The 25531-nt window shown below is 50.2% G+C and carries 33 protein-coding genes; 2 read left to right on the top strand and 31 right to left on the bottom strand.

All coding sequences use genetic code 11. The features are described 5' to 3' along the window. Positions 1-263: 263 nt before the first annotated feature. Positions 264-464, top strand: coding sequence for a hypothetical protein (locus B4C70_RS11350; RefSeq protein ID WP_290779493.1), 201 nt, complete (start codon positions 264-266; stop codon positions 462-464). 211 nt (positions 465-675) lie between these two features. Then, positions 676-1527, top strand: coding sequence for a hypothetical protein (locus B4C70_RS11345; protein WP_290779490.1), 852 nt, complete (start codon positions 676-678; stop codon positions 1525-1527). On the opposite strand, the gene B4C70_RS11340 is transcribed toward B4C70_RS11345, so the two are convergent. The 31 genes from B4C70_RS11340 to B4C70_RS11190 form a co-directional block, all read right to left on the bottom strand. Further along, positions 1528-2448 (bottom strand): M15 family metallopeptidase, encoded by a 921-nt coding sequence (locus B4C70_RS11340; RefSeq protein ID WP_290779487.1) that lies wholly within the window; start codon positions 2446-2448, stop codon positions 1528-1530. 13 nt (positions 2449-2461) lie between these two features. Beyond that, positions 2462-2980 carry a phage holin family protein gene (locus tag B4C70_RS11335; protein ID WP_290779484.1) on the bottom strand — a complete coding sequence of 173 codons (519 nt, stop codon included), beginning with the start codon at positions 2978-2980 and terminating at the stop codon, positions 2462-2464. A 77-nt stretch (positions 2981-3057) separates the two neighbouring features. Next, on the bottom strand, positions 3058-3195 hold the full coding sequence (locus B4C70_RS11330) for a hypothetical protein (RefSeq protein ID WP_290779481.1): 138 nt from the start codon (positions 3193-3195) through the stop codon (positions 3058-3060). Then, positions 3195-3506 (bottom strand): hypothetical protein, encoded by a 312-nt coding sequence (locus B4C70_RS11325; RefSeq protein ID WP_290779478.1) that lies wholly within the window; start codon positions 3504-3506, stop codon positions 3195-3197. Before B4C70_RS11325 ends, B4C70_RS11330 begins: the two co-directional genes overlap by 1 nt. A 14-nt stretch (positions 3507-3520) precedes the next feature. Continuing rightward, a complete protein-coding gene (locus tag B4C70_RS11320) occupies positions 3521-4546 on the bottom strand; it encodes a hypothetical protein (protein ID WP_290779475.1) in 1026 nt (341 codons plus the stop codon). 2 nt (positions 4547-4548) lie between these two features. Further along, complete coding sequence (locus B4C70_RS11315) at positions 4549-5130, bottom strand: phage tail protein (protein ID WP_290779473.1); 582 nt, start codon at positions 5128-5130, stop codon at positions 4549-4551. Positions 5131-5408: 278 nt separating this feature from the next. Next, positions 5409-5990, bottom strand: coding sequence for a putative phage tail protein (locus B4C70_RS11310; RefSeq protein WP_290779471.1), 582 nt, complete (start codon positions 5988-5990; stop codon positions 5409-5411). Further along, entirely contained in the window at positions 5983-7140 is a 1158-nt protein-coding gene (locus B4C70_RS11305) for a baseplate J/gp47 family protein (RefSeq protein ID WP_290779468.1), read from the bottom strand. The genes B4C70_RS11310 and B4C70_RS11305 overlap by 8 nt, the downstream gene beginning before the upstream one ends. After that, the gene (locus B4C70_RS11300; RefSeq protein ID WP_290779465.1) at positions 7115-7609 is read right to left on the bottom strand and encodes a DUF2634 domain-containing protein; all 495 of its coding nucleotides are present in this window, start codon (positions 7607-7609) and stop codon (positions 7115-7117) included. Before B4C70_RS11300 ends, B4C70_RS11305 begins: the two co-directional genes overlap by 26 nt. Beyond that, complete coding sequence (locus B4C70_RS11295; RefSeq protein WP_290779462.1) at positions 7597-8016, bottom strand: DUF2577 family protein; 420 nt, start codon at positions 8014-8016, stop codon at positions 7597-7599. The genes B4C70_RS11300 and B4C70_RS11295 overlap by 13 nt, the downstream gene beginning before the upstream one ends. Before the next feature lie 11 nt (positions 8017-8027). Further along, positions 8028-9890, bottom strand: a complete 1863-nt coding sequence (locus tag B4C70_RS11290; RefSeq protein ID WP_290779460.1) for an XkdQ/YqbQ family protein — start codon at positions 9888-9890, stop codon at positions 8028-8030. After that, entirely contained in the window at positions 9883-10533 is a 651-nt protein-coding gene (locus B4C70_RS11285; protein WP_290779458.1) for a LysM peptidoglycan-binding domain-containing protein, read from the bottom strand. Before B4C70_RS11285 ends, B4C70_RS11290 begins: the two co-directional genes overlap by 8 nt. Beyond that, entirely contained in the window at positions 10530-10970 is a 441-nt protein-coding gene (locus tag B4C70_RS11280) for a hypothetical protein (RefSeq protein ID WP_290779456.1), read from the bottom strand. Before B4C70_RS11280 ends, B4C70_RS11285 begins: the two co-directional genes overlap by 4 nt. Further along, entirely contained in the window at positions 10958-13405 is a 2448-nt protein-coding gene (locus B4C70_RS11275; RefSeq protein WP_422653574.1) for a phage tail tape measure protein, read from the bottom strand. The genes B4C70_RS11280 and B4C70_RS11275 overlap by 13 nt, the downstream gene beginning before the upstream one ends. 359 nt (positions 13406-13764) lie before the next feature. After that, a complete protein-coding gene (locus B4C70_RS11270) occupies positions 13765-14253 on the bottom strand; it encodes a phage tail assembly chaperone (RefSeq protein ID WP_290779452.1) in 489 nt (162 codons plus the stop codon). Between the two features lie 63 nt (positions 14254-14316). Then, positions 14317-14754 carry a phage tail tube protein gene (locus B4C70_RS11265; protein WP_023467968.1) on the bottom strand — a complete coding sequence of 146 codons (438 nt, stop codon included), beginning with the start codon at positions 14752-14754 and terminating at the stop codon, positions 14317-14319. 29 nt (positions 14755-14783) lie between these two features. After that, positions 14784-16220, bottom strand: coding sequence for a phage tail sheath N-terminal beta-sandwich domain-containing protein (locus tag B4C70_RS11260; RefSeq protein WP_290779450.1), 1437 nt, complete (start codon positions 16218-16220; stop codon positions 14784-14786). 3 nt (positions 16221-16223) lie between these two features. Then, positions 16224-16424 (bottom strand): hypothetical protein, encoded by a 201-nt coding sequence (locus tag B4C70_RS11255; RefSeq protein WP_290779448.1) that lies wholly within the window; start codon positions 16422-16424, stop codon positions 16224-16226. Then, positions 16414-16905: a hypothetical protein gene (locus B4C70_RS11250; protein WP_023467965.1), complete on the bottom strand. Its 492-nt coding sequence runs from the start codon at positions 16903-16905 to the stop codon at positions 16414-16416. The genes B4C70_RS11255 and B4C70_RS11250 overlap by 11 nt, the downstream gene beginning before the upstream one ends. Next, positions 16892-17386: an HK97 gp10 family phage protein gene (locus B4C70_RS11245; protein WP_290779445.1), complete on the bottom strand. Its 495-nt coding sequence runs from the start codon at positions 17384-17386 to the stop codon at positions 16892-16894. The genes B4C70_RS11250 and B4C70_RS11245 overlap by 14 nt, the downstream gene beginning before the upstream one ends. Continuing rightward, positions 17383-17742 carry a hypothetical protein gene (locus B4C70_RS11240; RefSeq protein ID WP_290779443.1) on the bottom strand — a complete coding sequence of 120 codons (360 nt, stop codon included), beginning with the start codon at positions 17740-17742 and terminating at the stop codon, positions 17383-17385. The genes B4C70_RS11245 and B4C70_RS11240 overlap by 4 nt, the downstream gene beginning before the upstream one ends. Next, the gene (locus tag B4C70_RS11235) at positions 17739-18083 is read right to left on the bottom strand and encodes a hypothetical protein (RefSeq protein ID WP_290779441.1); all 345 of its coding nucleotides are present in this window, start codon (positions 18081-18083) and stop codon (positions 17739-17741) included. Before B4C70_RS11235 ends, B4C70_RS11240 begins: the two co-directional genes overlap by 4 nt. Continuing rightward, positions 18031-18222 carry a hypothetical protein gene (locus tag B4C70_RS11230; protein ID WP_290779439.1) on the bottom strand — a complete coding sequence of 64 codons (192 nt, stop codon included), beginning with the start codon at positions 18220-18222 and terminating at the stop codon, positions 18031-18033. Before B4C70_RS11230 ends, B4C70_RS11235 begins: the two co-directional genes overlap by 53 nt. A 39-nt stretch (positions 18223-18261) precedes the next feature. After that, positions 18262-19269: a major capsid protein gene (locus B4C70_RS11225; protein ID WP_290779437.1), complete on the bottom strand. Its 1008-nt coding sequence runs from the start codon at positions 19267-19269 to the stop codon at positions 18262-18264. A 31-nt stretch (positions 19270-19300) separates the two neighbouring features. Next, entirely contained in the window at positions 19301-19645 is a 345-nt protein-coding gene (locus tag B4C70_RS11220) for a hypothetical protein (RefSeq protein ID WP_290779435.1), read from the bottom strand. 27 nt (positions 19646-19672) lie between these two features. Next, a complete protein-coding gene (locus B4C70_RS11215) occupies positions 19673-20305 on the bottom strand; it encodes a hypothetical protein (RefSeq protein WP_290779433.1) in 633 nt (210 codons plus the stop codon). A 13-nt stretch (positions 20306-20318) separates the two neighbouring features. Beyond that, a complete protein-coding gene (locus B4C70_RS11210; RefSeq protein WP_290779431.1) occupies positions 20319-21320 on the bottom strand; it encodes a minor capsid protein in 1002 nt (333 codons plus the stop codon). A gap of 3 nt (positions 21321-21323) precedes the next feature. Next, entirely contained in the window at positions 21324-22904 is a 1581-nt protein-coding gene (locus tag B4C70_RS11205; protein WP_290779429.1) for a phage portal protein, read from the bottom strand. Positions 22905-22919: 15 nt separating this feature from the next. Beyond that, positions 22920-24344, bottom strand: a complete 1425-nt coding sequence (locus tag B4C70_RS11200) for a terminase B (RefSeq protein ID WP_290779427.1) — start codon at positions 24342-24344, stop codon at positions 22920-22922. Then, positions 24341-25105 (bottom strand): phage terminase small subunit, encoded by a 765-nt coding sequence (gene terS, locus B4C70_RS11195; protein WP_290779425.1) that lies wholly within the window; start codon positions 25103-25105, stop codon positions 24341-24343. Before terS ends, B4C70_RS11200 begins: the two co-directional genes overlap by 4 nt. 39 nt (positions 25106-25144) lie before the next feature. Continuing rightward, a complete protein-coding gene (locus tag B4C70_RS11190; RefSeq protein WP_290779423.1) occupies positions 25145-25432 on the bottom strand; it encodes a hypothetical protein in 288 nt (95 codons plus the stop codon). Positions 25433-25531 lie beyond the last annotated feature (99 nt).

The following is a 25531-nucleotide window of genomic DNA, read 5'->3' as shown; positions in this document are numbered from 1 at the left end:
TTTCCGACGCAAACCATAATATTGATAGAACTACTGAACTTTTTTACTATGTCGATAGATGTTTTCATATGTCACCAGAGAAGGGCTTTATGAATTATCACTTCGACTAGCGTCTGTTAGAAACTGTGCAATCAGGTGTGCAATGAGCTTTCTTATCCCTTACTGTGCAATATAAAGCGTTTCTCTCCTATGAATACGAGGTAAATACTCAATAATCTTATAGTGTGTATCGGCTCGTCATGGGAACGGGAGGTCATCTACAGATGAAGATATTACTGCTCGGAGAGAATCAATTAGCAATCACGGGAGAAGTCTCTGAAATCAATCATGTCATCGAGACGTTGACTGTAGGGAGTCAGGTCGATCTATTACTAAAGACGTCATGCATGAAAAAAATAAACGTGATCCTTCCAAGTAAAAAGGAAGCAATCACGCATGAGCAGGTTACTTTTGTGTTTGATTAAACGGGAAAGGGGAGGTCCCCTTTCGCGAATTCCAGTCACCACACCCTCGCGACTTCGCCCGACCTTCCCCTGGATTCCCTTGTGGGAGTTTTAATCATATCATTAATATCCTTTATTTACCTTTTTAATAATTATTGTATTATTTGGGATTATTATTTATATTTTAATAAACAACTGATTCAATAATAAGTTAAAAAGGAATGGACTTACGATGACCAAATTTATAGAATATGCAACGCTAGCGGTTACATCAATTTCAGCCATTGCAGCTGCATGGGCAGCAATCGCCACTTCGTCTGCAGCAAAATCTGCAAAAAATTCCGCCCAAACCAGCGCGAAACAACTGAAAACACAAATTGAAGGAGAAGCAAAAATTGAAAGACCAAGGTTGGTACCTTTGAATGAAAAAGTTTCAACAAGGATTTATCACATATTTTCAGATTGGGATATAGAGAGTAATAAGCGTCATAGTAATTTCACTGCTAATGACTCAATTAGCCGATTCTCTATCCCTATCATCAATACAGGGAAATCGTTTGCGATAGATATTAGATACTCTTTTTTTTATTATGGTGGCATTAATGGATTTAATGATTATTCAAACGAAGAAATTATCTTAAAACTAAAAAATCCTCAGTTAAAACAAATTGATGCTAAGTCTTTTGAATTTCACGCTTCGCACCTCCGTCATTCAATGATTGATGAGGTGACGAGTACTCAATTAATCGACACTAAACAAAAAATTGAATATATTTCATTAATAGAAAGTCACCAACTAAATCAAATTAATTTACCTAAGTATTTTATAGTTTTATGTAATGCATATCTCTTAAAAAACGAGTTTATAGAGCAAAACATGAACCTACCTACCCTAAATTTACTTATCAAGTATAAAGATCAATACAATACTGTACATAAAGATACATATATTATGCGATTGAGTAAAAAAAGTATAATAAGAGACAAGAGTACTAATCATTTTGATTTATGGATTGATTTTGATTTTGTAAAACCAAAGAATTCACAGAATAAAAAAAGCCTACCAACAAAGGTAGGCGATTGATTAAAACAACATATTCCAAGTTGTTAATCCAATTACACCATCGATAACTAATCCTTTTCTCTTCTGATACGAGCGGACAGCCTTCGTCGTAGCCGCATCGAATTGACCAGTGACCGGTACCTTGACCGCGTTCTGAATCCGTGTGATGTCTTTCGTCTTCATCCCTTTCGCGCCTTGATAGAGTGCAGCACCTGGGTAATCGACGATGGCTTCTTCCACGTCGGATTTAGTGACTGGTTTAGTTGCCGGTTTTTTGACGATCAGTTCATTTCCTTTGATGATCGTCGTGCCGTTTAGCTTATTCCATTTCTGCAGTTCATCGACTGAGACATCGTATTTCTTCGCGATACCGATCAATGTGTCCCCGGTGACGATTTTATGCGTGGACGATTTTCCGGTAACAGGAACACTTGTTACTGGTTTTGCGGTACCATTTTTGGTATTTGGTGGCTTTTTACCTGCCCGTAATTGTGCGATAGTCAGCCCGAATGTGTACTCGAGGTGCGGCGCATCGCGGAATCCACGCCAATCCCCACCCCACTCGAATCCGAGTTTCTTTGCGATCCGGACGATTTCTTTCCAATCTGCTTCCCCGTCCCGGTCGTAGTCCGCGGATTCAGACCACGTGACTTCTAATCCGCTCGGTGTATAGAGTGCGAAGTCGATTGCGAGTCCATAGTTGTGGTTTGAATACCCGCCTGGTGCGTTCGTGACGATCTTCCCGGCTTTCGTACGTCCTTGTGCATACAAGGCGTCCTGTTCTGCTTTCGAACGGTACGCTTGTGTGATACAGACGGGAACGCCCTGGGCATGTGCGAGTTTGACGAGTTGTTTCCCCATTTCGCGGACGACCGGGTTGAGTCCCGGATCGTCGAGTTTACGGTTTGCTTTTTCTTGTACGATTTGAAGTGATACAGTCATGGATACGTCCTCCTTATAATGCCTTGTCTTGTTCTTTGTCGTCCTTGACCTCAGCAATACTCAGCTCGCTTGAAATCGGCTTCACTTGTTCTTCTTGCGTAGCTGCAGTCTCGATAATAGAGTCAACGGCTCGTGGTTCCTTCTCACCTTGCAATTGTGTCAAGGCATCGACCATTTGTTGTGGCATTGGTACGTTCAATAACGCTAGGTTCTCCGTTACGGATAAACCTTCACGTGCGATGTAATAATAAAGTGCTAGCGTCCGAACGATTGGTAAACCGCCATTGATCAACTCATCAAGTAAAACCGCGATAATAATAACGATAAAGACGATACCCTTTCGGATACCGCCCCAGAACATGACGTCGCTATTCACGCGCTTATGTTTATACGCTGCTAAGAATCCAGTTAAATAGTCCACGATCATTAAAAACACTAGAATCTTCAATGCAGCGTCCCATCCTCCAAATAATGCTGTTACTACAGTACCTAGTACTGCAAATGCACCTTCGATTAAATGATGCGTTCTCATACCATCAACTCCTTTATCAGATAAAAAAACGCCTTGTTTGGGCGCTATCAATTACTAAGTATTAAATTAATCGGCACTTAACCTGTAATTAAATCACCACGGTTTTCCTGGATCAAATATGCATCAATGCTTACTTTTAAGTCTGGTCGTTTTGAAATGACATAGTCATAAGTATATGCACCGTCAATGATGCGTTGTCCTAAATACGCCCCCATTATAGTCCACCTCCCATCATCAACATGTCATCGATTGCAGATTGCATAAGTGCCTGTTGTTTTTTCAGTTGAGCGATTTCTTCATCCTGCGAGAGAGGACGAACGACGTACTCATAGAATAGTTTTTTGTTAGCGTCAACTTTTAAAATAGGATTTTTCCCATCGATTACTTCCGGTTGCGGAACATTATCGACCAGTAACCCTTTACTTAACAATTCTTGTTCGGATTTACCAAGACCAAACTCTTTATCGAAAGGCATATAATGAACAAGCCCCGTGTTTCCATTCTCTAATACTTCAACAAAGATCATCTTTAATATCCTCCTTAAGCTAGTGTGTAGTACGTGTTTAAATCAATTTTGCGAAGTTTACTGTTCCCAATTAAAGTTACTTTTTTGGTTGCTGGATCAACATGGAGTCCGCCATAAGAGGTTGTACTTCCTTGGAAGTAAGATGCTACTAATCCTAAATCGGTAGTGTTGAATTTTTTAACGATTCCGCCCAAATAAGTAAAGACGAATCCATTCACAGCATATAAATGAATCGGTATACCTTGAGGAGAAAGAAGCGCATCTAGAGGAACTTCCGCTTGCTTCACTAAGTCTTTATTGTATTTAACAAGATAATTGGCATATGGCGAAGTTGGATCTACTCGAATCATGTAAATATTCCCTTGATCATCTGAAATTACCGTATTTTGATATCCACCAGACACTAAATTAGTAGTGGCGACTCTCGTCCCAATACTGTTATAGGTGACAAGGTAATTATTTGCGTCTACGATAACCGCCCCAGAGTTTGGCATCGATGCAATCGCCTTAGGGGCTCCTTGATATGACATTCCCGACCAAATACGAACGCCCGTTTTTGAGAAACGGTGTATATTTAATGCACTTCCACCGTTCCACCCTACGCCATATAAAATGTCTTTTGTCACGTTATCGGCTCCTACACATTGTGCGGAGGTATAGTAATAACTCCCTGAATTCGAACCTGTTTGGAATACTAATCCCGAATCACTATAAATGCGTAATTTTCCGTTAGTGCTATCTGACGTACCGACTCCAACGACCTCAGAATTGGCAGCGAGATCAGTACCGCTACTTTCCCCACTAAAAGTAGATGACGTTCCACCAGCACCGTTGGAAGGAATTTTATAGAAGATAAGATTGCTCAGAGCCCAAACATAATTGGTTGTTTGCCCTGTATACCCAGCAGAAAAACCAACTTCCCAATCTAGTCTTCCATTGCCTTTCGTCGTGACGACTTTTATAGAACTTTCGTCATATTCAGTTCCTGCGCGATACTTTCCTCCACCATAATTCCCACCATGATCTCGAATATTTAACATATTTATACCTCCGATACGAGCGCACCATCTGCATCATACGAGAGCGTGTTAGTGACAGTCTTTCGGACTGTCGTTCCGTTCAGCTCGTAAGATGTGATGGTTCTCGTCGTATAACTTGGACTGATACCTCCTGAGAGGACGGACGTCGCAAATAGTGTATTATCTGACTTCCGCCGATAAGTAATCGTTGTAAAAATACCGTTAGAATCTTTGTTTGATTTAATGACTTTTAAATCATCCGTCATATCAGTCAACGTTCCTACCTGTGAGGTATTCTTCGTAACTTGATCTGCTACAGTTTTAACTGCTTTTGAAGTCGCTGCTAAAGTTTCACTTGTACTATCTGTTGCATTTGAAAGCTGCACTCTTCCTTTTTTCGCAACAGTTGCATCCTCTAGTTGAGATGGATTTAGCTTTCCATCTGTTCCTAACGTAGCAACTCCACCGGGGACTCCTAATTCTGAATCGTCTATTTTGTTTACTAGTTCTTCATGAGCAGCCTCTATTCCAATTTCCCACCGATTGATATCCCCTTCTGTAACAGGGTCATTTCCTTTCCAATCTGTTTTTGCTGTGTAACTCAAGCCTTCACCTCCCAAGTGAACACGAAATCAATCAACTGATCCCCGGCAATCGCGACATCAATCGACTTCGCGTTGATCAAGTTCTGATTCTCGTCATACGCTTTGATGGATGTCACCCGTGAAATACCGCTCAAGCTATGTGCTTTGACCGTGACAAGTGGTCCTTCCGCTACGATGCTATCCTTCTGAACGATGATGGCGTCATTGAGTTTGATGGTCTGGATGCGTCCTGCTAAGTCTGCCGCNNGCAATTCGTGATAGATAGGTCGTCTGTACGGTCATACAATCACCTCATTTTCTGATTTGAGTACTGCCTGACCAATACGCCACTCGTTTACTTTCCGGTACGTCCGCGCCGTGATCCGGACTCGGTCCACGATGCGTAGACTCTCCGCTGAAGATAGTCGTAAGACCATCTCGAGATGCGACGGTTTCACTTTCTGAATAGCTTCTCGCATGTCAGAAAAATTTTTCATTCCTTCGACCGGGAAGTTAATCCAGAAGGCGTATTCGTTCGGGATGTTCTCGACTCTCGAGATGAATGCTTCTAAGTAGCTGTCGACGATTGTCTCGATCAATCGTTCATTCGGTGTCGCGCCCTGCCCAATCTTGGACTTGATACGTTTTCGTCGCTCTTCTTCCGTCCCGTCTGACGACTCGACACGGTAATCGCGTTCCCATAAGGACAGCGCCCAGGTTGCTCGTTCGAGATCCAGTTGTGCCTCGAGTTCTTCTTGCAATGCCTCGATGATTATCAATTCCTTCGCTTGCGCTCCATAGATGGATTGCCAGACAGCCGATTGACGATAGACCGGATAGACGTGCTCAAACAATCGTTCCTTCAATTCCTCTTCATTCATGGAGATTCACCATGCCTTGTGTCACGACGCGGTCGCCCGGAACGAGAACGTTCGTCGCTGAACCGTTCAACGTCAATCCGGTATAATCGACCACACCGTCGATATCAATCAATAGGGCGCCGACCTTCGCATAGTTGACGCGGAAGTCGACCACGTCATTCGTTTCCCACGCCAGTTGGTTCAACTCTTCTAAGTACACGGCCATCTTCTCTGTGAACTGCGATTGGACGGATTCGAGCGAGACGCCTTGTAATTGCAACGTCGCTGTCACCTGCAGCGGCAATTCCTCTGAACCGACGACCGTGACCGTCGCACCGATCGGCGCATCACCTTTTCCGCGTCCTTCTCCTGCTACTGGGTCAATCTTTTCTTTGACGGCAGCAACGATTTCAGCGGTCGGTTTCTCATAGGTGATCGTCGTAATCAAGACTTTCACGGTACCGCGTCCCGCCCAGAGCGGGATGACTTTGACTTTCCCGACGCCGTCGACACCGAGTGCCCACGTCACGTAATCGCCGTCATTCCCTCCTCCACGTTCTTCTGAGACATATGCAAAGTAACGGGAACGATAACTGTCGTTGTCTTCTTCCTCTGCACCGAGCATCGCGGCGACGGGATTCGTCACCGTGTTGATGCCGATGTCTGACGCAAGCTGAATCGCACCAGCTGGTACCCGACCAATTTCACCCGCTTCGATCGCCACGACTTCAATCGAGAGTCGACCACTTTCCGGAATGATACGTTCAGTCTGGTCGAGGATTTCAAACTCAATTGCTTCCTCGTCTTCCCGAAGAACGACGGTCGAGAATGTGGTATCCGCTGGAATGACGTTTCCTGGTGCTCCTTCGACGTCAACAACCGCTCGAGCGGGTTGTGCCTCGATTCGGGAAAGTGTCGGTACCCGGTTCAGGACAACACGATCCAAGTCCTCGTCTTCCGCTGTACTCGCGAAGGACGCCCGCATGATGTTCTGCATGTAGAGACGCTGCATCGCGAGTTGGTTCGCCACCGGTGCTTGTGCGTCGTAGATGTATGAACCTTCCCGCCGGTCCCATTTCGGATCGGTCATGCTGAGCATCCGGTCGAGGATGACGTCCTCATCTTCTTGCAGTGGTGCCGGGAGATCAGGTAGATCCAATAGATTCGCCATCTGGTCCTTCCTCCTTTAGTTGTTCTGTCGTCGTCGTTTCGCCGACGATCGTATTCAAATCAATCGTCGCCTCGAAACGCCGTTCTACTTTGATGACATCGACCTCGTCGACCGAGACGATGCGGTCATCATAAACAATCGCATCCATCAAGCTATCCGCGATGAACAAGCGCTTGACGTCGTCTGAGACGTCGAGACGCATGTCATCCTTCGCCTCGCACCCGTAATCCTCCGAATAGATCGGATAGGCATCCCGCGGTGTCAGGATCATCTTCGAGATGACGTTTTTAAGTCCCTCGATGCCGTCGTCAACAAGGATTTCGTCATTCGAGCCTTTCACGAACTCGCCTGTCTCGAAATCAAATAGCGGGGTCAACATGCCCCCCGCTTGTTCCACCTCTTCTTCGGCATAGACATCATCCACGTCGACTTCCGGTAATAATCCTTCTTGTTCTTCTACGTCCGCCATTTCGTCACCACCATCCATTTTTCTGTCCGGTTCCGGATCGGCATCAACAAGACGTGATCTCCTGCTGCAGTCGTCATCGGATCGAAGACGTCTGCACGTGCCACCCGTTTCTCATCGATCATGAAATCCGTTGACGAGCGGGTACCGACGTAGCCACCTTGTCGCACCGGTTGTAACACCCACTGGGCACCGCTGGCTCCGGTATCGCTGATTGCCTGCAGGATGACGAGCTCTCCTTTGACGAAGAAGTGCGCATCCATGACGAAGGCGTCCGCGTCCCGTTCGCCGACACCTGAAATGTTGACGACGAGCGGTTCGACTTGGACGACCGTCCCGATCAGGATATGTTCTTGTGATGTCGTTGGTGTCAGGAACAGCTGACTGAAACGGGTAGCTGGATCTTTCATGCTCGTCCCTCCTAGAAGTTGATGTACGTGTGCGGATTGACCGCATGGCTCTTGCTATAGGTCCACCGACCACGGTGGAGTTCGAAATGAAGATGCGGCCAATCCGACCAACCGGTGTTCCCGACATAGCCGATCGTCGTGTTCACCGTCACCTTTTGTCCGACTTTCACCTTAGGCTTCGCATGGATATGAGCATAGACGCTCTCCCACGTCTGACCATTGACCGAATGGACGATGTAGACGACCCAGCCATACGACGTCGACCAGCCTGATCGTGTCACGGTACCGTCCGCGACTGGATGCAAACGCACCTTTCCGGTCTTCGCGCGGTCAATCAGGATATCGATCCCGAAATGACCGGCTGGTGTCTTGAATTGCTTGCGTCCCATCCAGCCACCGCTCATCGGACGGACGAATGCCTTGTTCGATTTTGAAGGCGACGTCTTTCCATTTTGAATCCGGACCTTGTAATGCGAGCGGATCTTATCCCACTCGCCTGCCTTTTGCCGGGCATCCGCTCGACCCAGTCCTTTTTCGAGGATGCTGATCTCGACGTCCCGCCGTCCGAACGGGATGCTTTCCTTTGCCGGGAGTCCCATGTCAATCCGTTTGCCTTTGATGGCACCCCCGATGTCTTCCGCGAGATAGATGCCGCTGTATTCCGGTTTCGCCCGACACTTGATATAGACGACGGAACCCATCGGTATGAGCTTCGGGTCGACGGCGATGCTTCGCTTCGTCTTGAACTTGTTGCCGGATGCGGTCGTCCCAGTACCGTTGATGCCTCCTAGAGCGGGGTTATAAGCTGTCGCGACCCAACCCTTGCTGAACTTCAAGCGGATGCCTTTAATCGATTCTGTGGTGTTGCCGAGACCGTCCTGTTTCTTCTGGACGTCCGGCTTCTCATAGCTAATCGACGGCAACGAGGTGCTCACGACGGCGTCCGCGTCCATGACGACATGATTCGGGTAGATCTCATATTTCACGTTGTCGAAGTAGTACCCGTGTGCAATCAAGTCATCCTTCGATTTGATATAGGCGTAATCACCGGAGAAGAAGCGCTGCGTCCCTGACGTCGCAACATGACGAAACGAGCGGGTCACCTTCGACCGGTTCTGTCGATCGAGAGCTTTCTTTGCTTCCCGTCGTGCATCGGCATCGTTCGTCGCATCACTCTTGATGTAGGTCGAGAGCCGTCCGTATTTCTTGATGCTCGACGCACTCTTCGCAATGCCATCCGCTCGTCGTTCGCGGTTCCGTGCCCGAACATAGTTCTTCCGGTCCTCGTTCGAACGCTCGACTTGCGCGTCCGTGATGCCTTCGCTGAGGACGGGCACGTTCTTCGGTCGACTCCGCTCGTAGACCTTCAGCCCGTTGTCGTAGCGGATCCAGTACGACTTCTTCGTCTTCTTCTTGTCTTCCGTCAGAAGAGAAGCAAGGACGGAATAATAGCTGTCGTATTTATCCGCGCGGTAGTCGAGCGTTTGGCGATGCGTATACTTCCCAGCTGGTAGCAGTTTCGGTTTGATGCCGGCTCGTCTACAGATCGTGTCGATCGCCTTCCGTGTCGTCGTGCCCTTCTTGAAATAGAAGTCGTCCTTGTTCTTGACGAGATAGAGCAGCGGATCGTACGCGGTGATGTTGATCACGCGATCCTTCCGCTTGATGACGAAGATGTGACCGAAGAACCAGAGTCGCTTTCCTTGCCGAACGGAGATATGTGCCCCATCCAGTTCCGGTAACCCGGACACGCGCATCAAGTCGAGGGACAGTTTGACCGCCGCTTGCGAGACGCTGTCCTCGAGCTTGATCGGGATGATGACGGATTCACTGACGTCATACTTGGAATCGATGTAGACGCGGAGATCAGCCATAGTACAACACCATCCCTGGATAGAGTCGGTTCGGGTTCTTGCCGATCGTCTTCTTGTTACGGGTGTAGAGCGTCCGCCAATTGATCTTCAGCCGTTGAGCGATGACCGTCAGTGAATCATTCCGCTTTACGACGTACTTCTTCGGTTTCGAACTCTTCTTCGTCGTTTTCTTCTTCGTGGATTTCCCACGCTTCGACGAGCCTTTTCCTTTTTTCTTCAATTTGCTGACTTTCGGGTACGCGTATTCCTCGAAGCTGATTTCGAACTCGAGATCAGCTTGTTTGGCCGATCGTCCGAGCTTCGGTTTATCCTGCCAGGAACGATAGGAAAGGATGCGACAGCGCATCGTCTGCTTCGTGTCCGTGATGGCGAGAGTCACGACCTCTTGTTTTCCTTTGATGCGACGTAACGATGCATCCAACGTCCGTGGCAGTACGAAAGTCCCCGTCTGATACGTCCGCTTCGTTCCCGGAAAATGACTCGTCAGGGAGAACGTCCGGAGTCCGGTCGCCGTGATGAAGGAATACGTCTTCCCGCGGATCCCGTCGTGCGATTCTGTTTTCTTGTCTCCCCCGGATAACCCAAGACCCGGAGGCGTGACGGGGAACGTAAGTGTTCCTTTACTATGCTTGATCGTAATCAATCCAACATCGCCTCCAAGTTATGTGTCGGTAGGTTCCGGTCCAGTTCTTCCATCTTGTCTGCGATGAACGCCATAAATTGCAAGCCCATTTGCTCGAGCTTCGCTGGATCATCGCTTAAAGCGCCTAAATCGTCTGGACGGATATGCACGTTGAAGACGTTCTGCGCTTGCGTATTCTGCGACTGGTTGACTTGATTCGTGATGCGTTTGCCCGTCGCGGACGGTAATGCCTGCCTAGATTGCGTTTTGAATGGCGCCACTACACCTTGGCTAACAACGGTCTGTGCCATTCGTTGGAGAGCAGGGATACGTTGTTTCATCCCTTCCTCATGACCACGCACTGTGTCCGCGCCGATCGGAATGATTTTCTTCGCGGGTGAGTTGACGCCAAGCCCTTTCTTCATCCAACTCGGAATCATCGTTGTCAATTCAGACACCTTATCTGAAACCCAAGTGAATCCACTTCCCATACCATCCACAAGACCGNNCGGATAATACTTTTCCCGACTGAACTCAGGTCAATGTCCTTCAAGAATTTGACCGCAGCATTCCAGCCGTCGTCAATAGCCGTCTTTACAAATTTCATTGCAGATGAAATAACATTTCCGAAACTAGAGAACTTTTCTGAAATAATCCCGGAAATTGTTTGTGTTACATTTCGGAAAATATTGGTAATCGCACTCCATGTCGATCGAATCAGCGAACTTGCCGCGTTCATAGAAACACGAATAGACGTTCCTATAAAATTAAATCCTGACTTGACAGCTGACAGTATAAGATTTATTGCTGATTTTATTATATTTATATAACTTTTAAACATATTCATAATAAAACCTCGTACAGCCGAGAGGACATTAGATATATTCGATTTCACAAAATTGAACCCATTGACAGTCGCATTTTTAATACTTGCAATTCCTCCAGAAAAGAACGCCTTTATAGCGCCCCAAAATCCTGAAATGATTCCTTTCCCACCCGCAGCCAATAAGCGGAAGCCGCCTAGAACTCGCCCAACGAGCAATAAGTTGACATAGTTCCAAATAAATTGAATCGCTCCGAAAAATGATTGCTTGACGCCTTCCCACATTTTCTTAAAATCACCAGTAAACAATCCTGAGAAAATTTTTGTTATTCCCAAAATAATATTTAGTCCACCTTGAAAAATACCTTTGATATTAATCCAAATTCCCTTAATGATGAACAAAGCAATTGGCATGAAAAACTTAACTACATTAACAATAAATTGAAAAATATTTTTAAACGCTTGCATCAGTTGCGCTCCATCACTCTGCCAAAAAGCGCGAATTTTCGAGAAAATTGACTTCGCTATATTAACGATAGCCGTGGATGCGCTCGAAAGTGTCGATCGAATCTTGCCTGTGATGGAGAGTACCTGTGCGATTGATCCATTTGAGAGACCTAATCGACTCAAGATGTTTTTTGATGCTCCATCATTTCCGACCAACGACGCAAAGACACCTTTGACCAAGGTGCCGAACTGTTTGAACTTTTCTTCTGCGGTCTTCGCTGCATCTTTCAGGAACAAAATCTTATCCCGGAAGGCGTCAATCTGTTCATGATTGAAGTGCGCGCTGATCATAATCTTCCGCGCTTTTACGAAGTCTCCTGACAACATGGCTTTCAGACCTTGAATCCCACCGCGAAACTTGTCGGAATAGGTCCATGCTGCCTTGAATCCTCCGATGAGTAATGCGATGGTACCGACGACCGCTCCGATTGCTAAGGCGACTGGCGCAATGAACGGTGCCATGAGCGCGAATCCTTCGACCATCATCGGCAGTAACCCGACAAGAATCGCAATCCCTCCACCGAGTACTAAGACTCCCGCTAGAATGGCAGCACTCGTAGCAATCATCGTCTTCATCGGTTGCGGCAATTGGTTGAATGCATTAACGAGACTCGTGATGACCGTCGCCGCAGATCGAATCGGACCTTTCAGTCCATCCCCGAGAGCGATTTGAGCGGACTCCGCTGCACCCGTCATCTCTTCTAACGCACCTTTCAAGTTATCTTTCATCTTGTCCGCTGCTTCTTTCGAGGCTCCGGCACTGTTCTCTAACGACTTCGTCATCTTGTCGATTTCGCTCGGTCCAGCTCGCATCAAGGTCAGAAATCCGGAAGCGGCTTCAGTACCAACCAATTGAGCCAATGCTGCCAGTTGCTGCGCATTAGTCATGCCTTCAAAAGAACTCTTCAGATTTTTGATCAATCCAGAGATACCGACAAACTTTCCTGATGCATCCGTAATGTTGATGCCAAGTGTCGCCATCATTTTGCCAGTCTCTTCCGATGGTTTCAGCAACGCAAGAAGTCCGCCGCGTAATGTGGTACCGGCTTGTTCACCTTTCATTCCTGCATTGGTCAAGAGACCAATTGACGCTGCCGTCTCTTCTATGCTGACACCTAATGCCGCTGCAGGTGGTCCTGCATACTTCAGAGCGTACTGCATATCTGTGATGTCAGCAGCCGTACGGTTCGCTGTCTCTGCTAAGATATCGGATACGCGACTTGCTTCGGATGCTCTCATACTCCAAACATTGAGCGTGGAAGCTACGACTTCAGCCGTTTGTGCCATGTCTGCACCCGATGCTTCTGACGCACTGATGACTCCCGGCATCGCAGAAAGAATCTCTTTCGTCGTCATCCCAAGCGCGGCTAGCGATTCTTGTCCAGCCGCTACCTCTGTCGCACTCTTTGAAGTAGCCGCACCAAGTTCGAGCGCGGATTGTCTCAGACGATCGAGTTCACCACTCGATGCACCCGCAATGGCACCGACACGACTCATCTGTGCGTCAAAATCGACTCCAGTCTTCACTGCCATACCTAGTCCAGCGGCGACACTTAATCCCATGAGTGAGGCGGCGCCACCGACTGCAGTCAGTGATCCGGATGCTCCTTGCAGGCGTTCGAATGTCGTTTGTGTCTGTCTCGCATCCTCTTGCATGTTGCGCATCGAGCGGCTGACGCGTCCAGAGACCTCCGTGAACATATCACGCAGGATGATGGATGCCGTTAATGTCTGATTGCTTGCCATTCATCATTCCTCCCGTTCTTCCTCTTCCGCGTCGATGATGATCTGTTCGGATGCCATCAAGAACAGCTTCACGTTATAGGGCGCATTCCAGAAATCTTCCGGTCTGACTTGCTTCCGTTGCCAAAGGACGTGCGCCCAGCGGAGTTCTGCATCTTCACCTTCGAGGATGCTCGTCTTTACTTTCCCATCGCACCATCTGGCTCATCGAGTCCAGACAAGGCAATGACTTCCCGTGAAGCATCCGCGAGACTGACTGTTCCGAACAGTTTCGGGATGATCAATTCTGGCAGCGGAACCGGTAGTCCGAGCTTCGATGCGAGTTCCGGACTCCGGAATGACATTGGCGTTCGACGTGAATCGAGTGCCTTGTCGACGATCAAGCTGTTGTACTTCAGTTCATCAAGTTCTTCCGTGATTTGACCACGTGGACCATGCTTCTTTTTAATGGCTTCTTTCCGGATTTTGCTTTCTTCATCCGCGTTGAGGGCAGTAATCGGAATCTCGAACCATTTTCCGTCAATCGACATCATCTTGACGCTTCCTGCGCGGCGATTCGAGATGTCGATGTCCATCAAGTCGGACAAGGAGACGTATTTCTTCTCCTGTACCACCTCGTCCTGTGATGCTTCGTCTACTTCATGTGCGTAACGGTCTGCTGTTTCCATGAATATGTATCCTCCTCTGAAATTGAAATGAAAAAGGAGACCGAAGTCTCCTTTATGTCCGTCTTATAGGAATTTGTAATCGTCCGCCGTGAAGGCGAGATCCGTGTCACCCGTATCTTTGACCTTGAAGTTGACCAAGTCGACCTCATCGAACGTGACGCCCATCAATGCGATTTTTTCTCCACGGAGATCCGGGTCGCGTAATTCGAAGATGAGCGTCCGCGGAGCATCTGGGTCATCCAAGATACTACGACGGAATTCCGCAATCTTTTCTGTCCAGTGCATCTTGATCTTCCCGCTGATCTCCGAACCCATCGTCCGGTTGCCGTCCGCTTTCGCATTCCCGCGTTCGACCTTCTTCTTGTTGAACTTGACCTTTGCTTCTGCTTCCGTGACTTCGACCATCGCACGCCCGGTTTCGTCATAGACCTGCCCGTACTTCCCGCGGAGAACTTTCCGCGGATCAAGTACCGGTAACTTATCATCATAGGATTGTGGCATCTGATTCCCTCCTGTTTCGTTTCAGCGACTTAGGACGCCGTATTGTTTGCGTAGATTTGCGTAGCCGTCCCGTAGACAGTGAACACCGTCTTGAAGTAGGCTTCGGTCTTGTACGCTTGTTCCGTCGCTCCCTCGCCATGGTAGCGGCTGTCTGGGACACAATCATAGACCGGCTCGATGACTTCGATGTTTGAACTCGCAAGCGGCTCGAGGACCAGTTGTTTGATTTTCTCCGCGACAGCGTCCCGCTTCGAAGGACTGTTCGACTGGGAGCGGAAGTACTTCTTGAAGACGAACTCTTGCTCTTCCGTGATCAAATCGAAGACGTTGATCGTCTGGATTTGTTGCAAGTCACGTAAGGCAGCGTCCGGATCGGCGTCCGCGTCGATACCGATGAGCGGATCGAGTCGCGAGAAGTCCGTCATCGAGTTGACCGGTGCATTGTAGACGACGTTCTTGCCTTCCGCCTTCAGCAACAAGTAACCCTCTTCAATCTTCTGGTTCGCATCGACGTCTGAAAGCTTCTCGAGATCGTCGAAGATCGTCAGATGACCCGCGAGTGAGCGGTTGACCGGAATCGAGATGGCCGCTGCTAACGCAAGGACGGCTTGTTGCGCTGGGGAGTACTCGACACCCTCCTTATACGCTTTCTGCATCGTCGAGATGGCACCATAGTAATTGACGTCCGCTGACGCGAGTCCACCGAGTGCCGTCTTGACGAATTGACCGTTCGGTCGTTGCGTCCGGACGAAATCAAGGAACATCGCTTGGATCGCGCTATCCGATACACCGTCATGGATGATGGCATTCGCATATTCCGGCTTCGCGACTTCGAGGAATTCCCCGTAATCGAGTGCCGTCACCGCTTCCCCTGAGTGTCCTGCCGTCAACAATTGCGCGACGACGTTCGCTGGAAGGGCATCGGTCACTTTCTCGACGCGGATGTACTTCGAGTTCGCCGCAAGCGCGACAAGATCGTCGTTCGATGCGAACGTCAACTTCTCGAGCTGCAGTGCATTCTCCGTCAAGAGCAGTTCCTTCTTGTTGTTGTCGCCGATGACCGGACGGACCGTCACCGCGAACTGGTTTCCGCGTGCGCCCTTGTACCGTGCCTTGACCTTGATCGATGTCAAATCGAGCGAGGCTTCTTTCGCGGCACTTGCTGCTAGACGATAGACCTTGATTTCCTTCAAGGATACGACGCTCGTCCCGTCTTCTCGGATGAAGGCGCTGTTGAGGAACGCATCTTGTAAAAGGAACGCGGATTGTCCGCTTCCGAACGCGGTCTTCGCTTCATCCATCGAGCGGACGGTCACGATCTGGTTGATCGGACCCCAGTCTGCCCGGATAGGCATCAGGAGCGTGCCACGTGCTGACGATTCGACGCCGGACGTCGTGGCGATGTTGAACCGGACATAGACGTCCGCTTGTCGCTCGTGGCGACCTGGAATCATTGCTTTTGCCATGGATCATTGCACCTCTTTCTGTTTGAATGCTTCGATGCGTTCGATCGCATCCGTTTGTGACATCTCCGCCTGCCCGAACAAGGCACCGACGACGATATGCCGCGGATAACCGAGGGAGGCATGCGCCTCGATCAGTTCTTCCGCAGGGTAGACCGGTTCATCCGAAACGATTGTGACCGCTTCGCTTACTTGCTTACGTGCCATAAGTGTTCAACTCCTTGTTAAATACTGCCGTATCGAGAGACGGGAGTTCGACTTCTCGTTCCGATACGTACCGTTGGCCGATGACTTGGAAGTTCAGCGCATCGTCCGAGATCAAGTTGTTCGCAAACTCGCACTCATCCAGTTTCCCTTCTGTCTCAACCCAGTCTCCCTCAGCTGTTACGCTGATCAACGGGATTTCTTGACAGTTCACCATGAGCATCGTCGCAATCCGTGAGACGAATTCTTGCATCTGCTCGGGTTCATCCACGAATAGCGTACCGAGGATCATCGGTTTGTATCGGTACCAGCCGGCGCTGAAAATCTCCGGTGTCCCGCGCGGTGGCGCCAAGACGAAGAAGGGACGTTCTGCCCCTTGCTCGACTGGGCGGTCATAGCCGCGGACGTTGGTGGTGTCCTGCACGAACTTAAGCACGGATCGTACGTCTTGGACACCTAACTGATCACTATCAAAGTAGCTCATTGAAAAATGCCTCCAATTCACGATTGATGAAATCCTGACCGTCGCTCTCGAATGAGTGCCATGCGTTCTTGAAAAAATGCTTTCCCATGACGGTCATCGGTCTCAACCACATGCCGCCGTCATGGTCCGGACGATATTCAAACTTGTCATTCTTCCATTCACCGGGTACGAATCGCCGGGATTGCCGGTGACCGTTTTCGACCCAGTCCGCATATTCGACGTTCGTGCCGAACACCAGTTTGATCCCTCTTATTTTCTGCATCTTGAAGATGGAGTCTTCGCCATCCGTTCCGCTCGATGCCGCTGCTAACGAGTTTCTGAGCCGTCCATCCATGACCGGTGCGACAGCCGTGACGCGATGAAGGAACGCGAAAGCGGTCAGCTTCCCGATTCGCTCCAGCTCCTCATCGAGTTGTTCACGTTGCGCATTGAAGCGGTCGAACATGCCGTTATCATTCAACTCGAACTTGAAATCACTCATGCGCTATCCACTGCCTCGACCGGAATCTCATAATGATGGATGCCTAGACGATCATGGACAGCATAAGGACGTCCGCATGTGAACGTCCCGTATGCATGCGATCGGTCTTTCGAGTAGATCCGCAGTTCGTCACCCGCTAACAACGGTACTTTCGTATGGACGAGGAAGCGACGATTCAGTTCATTCTGCTGATAGGACACGCTGAGCCGGTTCTCTTGCTCCGCTAAGCCGACCGCGACATCATGCAGGACTTCCGTCCGCGTCGAGGTCGCGTTGTACTTCGCGGACGACTGGACCATCCGGAAGACGTCCGCTCGTTGGAACAAGAGAGACTCATAAGGACTGAACGGGTTCATAGGAATACCACGCCAGACGACTCCGGTTCAGGTGGTGGATTGAGATACGGTTCGAGGAAAAGCAATGCCTTGTTCAGGTATTGACCCGATGTATCGAGCGTCTCCTTGTAATCCGAGCGTTCGATACTCTTCACCTTCGGAACCGCCTCATCCATGACGAGATAGCAGACCGCTAGCTTGATGGCTTCCGGAACAGGTAACGGTACCGGAATCTGTTTCACTAAAAAACGCTGCTCGACCTCGATGATCGAGCGGGTCAGAGCAGCGGCTAATTCTGTTTCAGGTAGGTTACTTAGTGTCGGGAGCTTTTCCGCCGCTTCCGTAGTCGTCATTTGAATCATCTTCGACACCTCCGTCTAGCTGTTCGATCACTCCGCCCTCCAGCAGTTCTTCTGCGACTGCCTTCGTGACTTCGAAGCGAGAACCCGGCTTATGGAGTACTCCTTTGTACTTGATATGCGTGAGAGCCTTGACTTTCATATCATTCACTTCCTTTCGATGGATGGTAGTTGTGATGCATCAGACGTTCATGTGGAAGACCGCGTTCGGACGTTGGAGCGCTGGGAATGCCGCTTCACCGACTTCGACGATTTCGTCTTTCGTCTCTAGCTTTTCCCATGGATTGACGAAGATACCTGGTTGCCCTTGGCGTTCGACCGTCGGACCGAGTGCCGTGTAACCGAGTTGTGGATCCATCGCCGTTCCGAGCAATACAATCCGACGCTCTGGTAGATAGCGTTTCGTCGTCACACCGTCTGGTAACGTAACGACTTGGTCGTTGACCTTGATTGCTGGCAACATGTTCGCCTGTAGGTACTCATCGATGTCACGCGGCAAGACGTTTCCGCCCGCTACACCCTTGATGGCGCTGATCGTGCTCTTCGCCTTCATGATCTCGCGGAGTTGCGCGAAAGGCATGTGGATCTCAAGCGGCATATGACCCGCGTTCTTGTCCTTGAAGACGAGCGACGCTTCGATCAAGTCCTCGAGCGGATTCGCTGTATCGGCTTGATCCCATTTGTCGGCACCCGTCACGTTCAATTTGTTCGCGAGCGGGATGCCGAAATCGATATCGAGTTTGACGCCGTCATGATCGTAGATAAGCTTCCCTTCATAGACGGCTGCCGCTCGAAGTAACTCTTCCGTGTGCTCGACGCCGATCCGGAGATCCGCAACGTTCGTCAAGGCATGGTCGAGGAGCGCTTGCTTCTCCCGGTCATTACGTCCGTTCATGTACTCCAGCTGGTCTTTTTCACTGAAGCGGATGCGGTGCTGGATCTTCGCGACCTCACCAAGAGATTGTGCCACCTGTTTTTTGTCGCGGAACGGCGCAGGTGCACCGAACTCGCTGAGCGACGCTGCAGTAACGCGCGTCTGGTCGATGATGTCGTACATGAAGTTCGTCGAGAAGGATTCCTCGAGCGGCAAGAACGAGCGGAGAATCGGTGTGAATGGTACTTCACGGTTCTCAACTAGTCCGAGTAAGGCTTGTGGTTTGAATTCGTCTAACGTGAGGAATGTTGGCATGTAGTTCAACCCTTTCTATTTTTCAAATGGATTACTGGAATGAAATCATCTTAGCGGCTGTCTTGAAGGCTGCCGTGATACCGGTACACTTCGATTCGTTGAGGTATCCGCCGATGTAGCCGATCCCGACGACGTCCGTTCCATCAAGGACGAGTTCACGACCAAGAACGACCGCTTTACCAGTAGCGGCTTTCGCGTCATCCCACGGCTCCGCTTTCTTCGTCGCTGTGACGACGAGCAACGCCACTCCTGCTTCTAGGCGTCCTGCCGGGAACTTCGTTGAGTCAAGCGTCACGTTGATTGTCTTTGAGCCGACCGTGTCCGCTAGAATCTCTTTTCCGGCTGCGTAATTCTTCGTTACGGGTGTTAGTTTCATGAGGAATCTTCCTTTCGCTTCGTAGTCTTATTGTTTATTCTTTCCGTTCAAACGCTCTGCTAGAGACTTTCCGAGGTCGTACCCCTCTTTCGGTGCTGGCGGATTCCCACCGCCTGGAGGCGTCGGTGGATGCGTCGCCGAGGGCTTGATGAGGTGGGGCTTCGCGGTCTTCACGGCTTCGAGCGCTTCTTGGAGTCCGTTCACGTTGCCTTCGTCGTCCACTTCGATAGCGGAGCGGTCGAGGAACGCTTTCGCATCTGCTGGATCAATGAAGTTCATCTGTGTCGCCAAGGCTTTGACTTCCGCGTTGATGATGCGTTCGTTCGCCTTGTCGTTCGCAGCCTTGATTTGCGCTGCGACGTCGCTGTTCTCGTCGATGCCGAGTTCTTTCTTCAGAACGGCGATCAGCTTATCCTTGTCGTCACCCTTCTCCTTTGCATTGGTACGGTGTCGTGCATTCTCCCGACGAAGTTTCTCAATCAACTTATCCTTCTCATCGAGTGGCGGATCATTGGGTGGATCGTTCGGCGGATCGACTAGCGGGTCAGCCGGTGGATCATTTGGTGGATCGTTCGGTGGATCCGCTGGCGGGTCATCCGCGAAGAACTGAATCGGGAGTTTCAAACGATAGGTCGGTTTCAACGGTTTTGCTGTTTCCATGTGCAATGTCCTCCTAGTTCGCGGCACGTGCCTGACGTTCCGCTTCATACATCCGTCGATACTCCTGGTACGTCGGGATGTTGAATTTCTGTTGATACTGAGCAAAGGTGTCGATGTCCTGTGCAATGCCGGTCGAGGTTCTGCCATCATCCAGATAGATCCGGACATTCCGACGGCTGACTTGATTGAATCCTTTGACGACCGGCGTATAGGTGACGCGGCAATTCGGGTGCTCGATGTCTGGTGCTGAAGCGATGGAGTCCATCTTGTAGATGCGACCATCAGCGGCACGACAGACCGCGCATGTCTTCCGGTCGAGTGTCTCGAGACGACGCATGCCTTCGATGCCGTCCGCTCCATGATCCTGAATGAAGTCCTGAACGGATTTCTTCTTCGCGGAGTTTCCGGCAGCGATGATTTCAGACCGTACCAGACGTTCTGCTTTGTAGGCATCCGTCTCGAGCATCTCTTTCAGACGACGTGTCGTCTTCGCGACCGACTCACCGCGCATCATCGACGAAAGCAATTCCTGTTGGAGCTGCCTACCTAGGCGTGCGGTATTATCCCAGATCCGATTCGAGAATCGCTTCCCGGACCAATCCCGATTGACGAGGGACTGGATGCTTTCCTTGTCGAGCAATGGCAAGACGGGGAACCTGCCCTCTCCTTGCATCGTCAACAAGTAACCCGTGAAAGCATACTCTTGCATCGCCACGGCATGTAGGATACTGTCTGTCATCGCGACAGTCGTACGAGCGAGTTCTTCGATGTGAACGTTCGTCTGCGCAAGCAAGGCTTGAATACGCGCTTGCTGACTGTTGAGCTTTCCCCAGTCCCAGACGAGTTGGTCTTCTCCAGAAACATCTACAGCGAGCGAGAGAATGTCTCCCTTGATTTGACGCAAGAACTCCGCATAGCCGCGGAGAAGCACTTTGATTTCCTTGTCCTTGATTTTGATCAATCGCTTCTGCTGGTCGATGACCATCTGATCGAGTTGTTCAGCTGTCAAGAGCATGGCTTAATCCTCGTCGTCTTCCGTCGAACGCTTCTCAATCTTCTTGTCCGCTCCATCGATGTAACCATCAATGTTGTCGAGGTCGACTTGTTTCCGGTCTGCCTTCTGTCGCTCAAGACGTTCCTTCTCTTCCGTCGCGTTCTCGACGAGCGGATTCAGCTGCAGGATGGTCTCATCCGAGATGAAGTCCTTCAAGCCCGTCAACATCGTGACGTATTCGCTGACGTTGATCGGTAGGTTCCGGTGAACGGTCCAGTAGATCCAGCGCCAGTTGTATAACATCGAGGTGTCTTGCGACTTCGCGACGTTCTGCCACTCGGTGATGGTGTCCTTCCCCTCGATCATCCAGTCCTTCGCTTGGATGCCGTAGGTCAGGAGCATGTTCTTGCGGCGATAGTATTCGTTGAAGTGAATCTCTCGCGCATTCGTCGCAATCTCGAGCGGTGCATACATCTGTTGAATGGCGACACCTGACAGATTGCCGTTCGCTGTATCCTTATAGATTTTTGGGAGTTGCGCGACATCGAAGAGCCGCTCCGTCAATTCCTTCAGGTGCGCGACGATCGGTTTCTCGTCGATCGGTGGTGTTAGGTACTCGATGACGGCTTCCGGATTCTTAGAGCCGACCGCACGAGAGGCGCGCATCTTCGCCATTTCTTCCGGTTTCGGAAGTTCACCGATGAATTTGAGGAAGGGATCGTTGAAGACATCCATCTTGTTCGCGTTATCGCTCAGCGCCCGGTTGATTTCATCAATGATCGTGATGCTCGGTTCGTCAATGGCTGACATGCCCGTCGGAATATTCGTCGTCGGCGGTGTCTGTGCTTCATCCCCACGAAACCACGCAATCGGTACCATTGGGAACTGGTGATAGGCGACCTTAACTTCTTTTCGTGGATCATCGACGAGATCGGTACCGTCTCGCTTCAGGTAGTAGACATGAGTGTCGTCGTACCACTCGACGTATTCAGCGGTCTCTGTCGTCCCGTTCCGTATCTCTTCTTTCGTGTACCGATGAATCGCACCGATAATGTCGCCGTATTCGTTCGTCACCGGGAAGAGGCGGTTCAGCGGGTAGGCACGATAGCGGATATCCAGACGATGGTCGAAGTAGAACAGCACACCCGCTCCACCAGCCGTCAATCCGTTCCGGACGGTCGTGAAGTCGATGTGATGATCACTGTTATCCTCGCGGACGTCCTCGAGCTTCTGCCGGAATCCCTTCAGTCGTTCGAGATCCGCACCGTATTTACTGGCTGCACTATCCGGTACCTCGACGCTGACCGGCTTCCCGACCATATAGTCCGTCGGGAGGTTGACGATCAGCTTCGCATAATTGATGACGAGGCGATGGTTCGGGTCGTCCGCTCGTTTCGGTTGTCGGACGAGTACGGCATGCTTTCCGTCATAGTAGGATTGCTGCAGGACAATTGATTTCAGCAGGATTTCGTGTTGTGCGATGTATTGGTTCAATCCTGCCCATTTGTTCTTCTGTAGTTCTTGCGTGAACGTCGTCGCTTCCACGCCACCGCCTCCTTTCTTGTTGAATAATGAACGTAGCCATTCGATGAATGAACGCCACATGGTCTTTCACCTCACTTAGAATGTCCGCTCGAAGGCGCTGAAGCCTTTGCCACCCTCCGGCTCATAGAAGCACAAGGCGAGGGCGTCCGCGCGGTCAGGAGATGCCAGTCCGCGCTTCTTCATCTTGTCCTTCGGTTCGACCTTGATGACGCCTTTACTGAGGACCCGATACTTCCGCGTCGTCAGCTGGGAAACGAGCTTGTCGTCCTCGAGCAATTCGAGGGTCGGCTCCTCCCCTAGCATCCGGCGTCTGAAGTTCGTCTCGAGTAGATCGCGTAGGTTACCCCACAACTGATCGCCAAGCTTGTCATAGACATCCGGGTCATCCGCTCTCGATCCGTTGTTGATGCCGTGGACTTCGAACTTCTGCATGTTATGGGTATCAATCCATTCGTCAATCCCATCCGTGACACCACCACCGACACCAGTATCATCGACCTTGAAGACGACGCGGGGTGCTTGCGGGAAACGATTGAGCGTGTTCCGAGCGAAGCGGATGGCTTCTCCTGTCGTCTCCGTCGTTCCTTTCTTGCTATGGGTGTGTCGTGCGACGACCTTGTTCCCGACACGGGCATACATAACGGTCTCATCATCCCCGTACCGGGCGACGTCGATCCCGATATGGATATCCGCGTATTTAACAGGTGTCACAGTTACGTTGATGGCTTGATCCGTAAATTCGAGCGGGATATAGGCGTCTGCCTCTGCTTTCGGGAAATCACCTAGGACTCGGACACGGTAGACGTCCGAGTCTTCGTTATACTTCTGCTTCAGCATCTCGATCGTGTCTCGTGATGTACGCGGACTATCGAGGGAGCTGACCTTGTGCGTACTCCAGAGATGCTTGTCGCGGTTATGGGAATCAAAAAAGACCCCACTCGTTCGAGTCGGGTTTCCGCACATCAAGATTTTGTTTTCGTCCCCGGTCAATGTCCCGAGGATGGCTTCCATGATCGGATCAGCGACACCGGATGCCTCATCGACAATGAACAGCATGTAGTCTTCGTGAAAGCCCTGCATGTTCTCTGGCTTCGTCGCGGTACGAGCGGTAGCGAACCAACGTTCTTCACTCCCGATCATGTAGATTTTCGTCTTCGTCCACTTCAGCAGCCGCTTCAACAGTTCGGATTTCTCCATCCACTTGGCAATCTCTGCCCAGAGGACGGTGAACAGTTGATCCTTGGTCGGCGCGGTCGCGATGACTTTCGGATTCGGTCGGCATGTCAGGTACCAAAGGGTCACGACAGCTTCAAGTCCCGTCTTCCCAACACCCTGTCCGGAGCGGACGCTGACCTTGTTCTTCTTCGATAAATCGTCGAGTACGCCACGCTGCCATTCGTCCGGATAAAAACCGAGGATGTCTTCCGCGAATGCCGCGGGATCGTCCCAGTAGACGTCGATGACGCTAGCGAGTACGTTATACGGCTTCGTTTGCTTCATGGCGTTTCCACCTGTTGCTTACGACGTCGCTCGGCAGCGGCAAGGACGCCGTCTTTCCAGTCGATCGTCGTCTCGTCATCCGTATCCGCATTCTTTAGCTGTTCGACTTCGAGTTTCAGTTTCTCTAGCTTCAGGACGCGTTCCTCGTCTCCCTTGGTCAACTTCTCATAGGAGCGGATCATCGCGTCGAGCCGTCCCATCGCTGTAGCAAGGGAAGACATGAACGTCGCTTGTTTCTCGTAGGCGAAGCGGATTTCCCACTCATCCTTCGATTCGCCGCTTGCGCTCAATTCTTTCGACATGTCATCGGCATTGCTGACATGCATGATATTCAAAGAATTGATGATGTTCGCATGCATCAGCTGGATCTGATCCCAGAGTAAATCAGCGGGATTCCGTTCCTGTGTGCCATGCATGATCTCAAGGATGGATTCCGGTATGTACTGACGGAACAGGCCATGCAGCAACGCGTTCTTATTCCCTTCCGGAGCACCACCCCAGTTGCCGGCGGCGTTCTTGTTCCCTTTTGGTGCGCCACTCTTACGTCGTTTAGGAGCGCTCTCTTTCAGTTTAGGAGCGCTCCCTTTGCCGTCTGTTTCTTCATCATCCCAGCGGTCCGTCGATTTCCACTTGCGAATCGCGCTCGGGGAGACACCCATCTCCTTCGCCAGGTCGACCAATTTATATGTCGGATCCTGCTTGATGGCGATGCGCCACTTCTCGCGAGCCTCATCCCGCCGGGGGTCTCTTGGTCTCGCCACGCTCCCACCGCCTTCCTAATTACTGGATTGTGTTGTTTTTCAGGACGACCGACGACCTTGCTTATGCCGCTCTTTCATCATTCGATGCGTCTGACGCTTCGTTCCTGATGCGACAAGGCGATTCACATGCCAAGATGTCTCCCGCTCGTAACGTGCCGTATAGCTATGCTGAGGGGCATCCGCTACTAGTGCAGTCCGTGTCATCTTCCGGAGGTTGTCTCCGACTCTTCGTAGAATTTCTTTCACCATGTTCCATGCACGTTCGACGAAATCTATCACTACTGTTTTAAGCGCATCTCGAATCGTTTCTAAATTCATCTCTGTCATGGTCTCCCTCCTCTCTTATGCTTTCCAACGAACCGACTAGGTCGATTCCCGTCCGCTCGTTGCAAGGCACAAAAAAAGCATCCAGAAGGATGCCTAAAA

The organism is Exiguobacterium sp. UBA5002 (assembly GCF_002396765.1).
GTDB lineage: Bacteria > Bacillota > Bacilli > Exiguobacteriales > Exiguobacteriaceae > Exiguobacterium_A.
The sequence above is the reverse complement of the archived record's forward strand: the minus strand, read 5'-3'. Positions and strand labels throughout refer to the sequence as shown.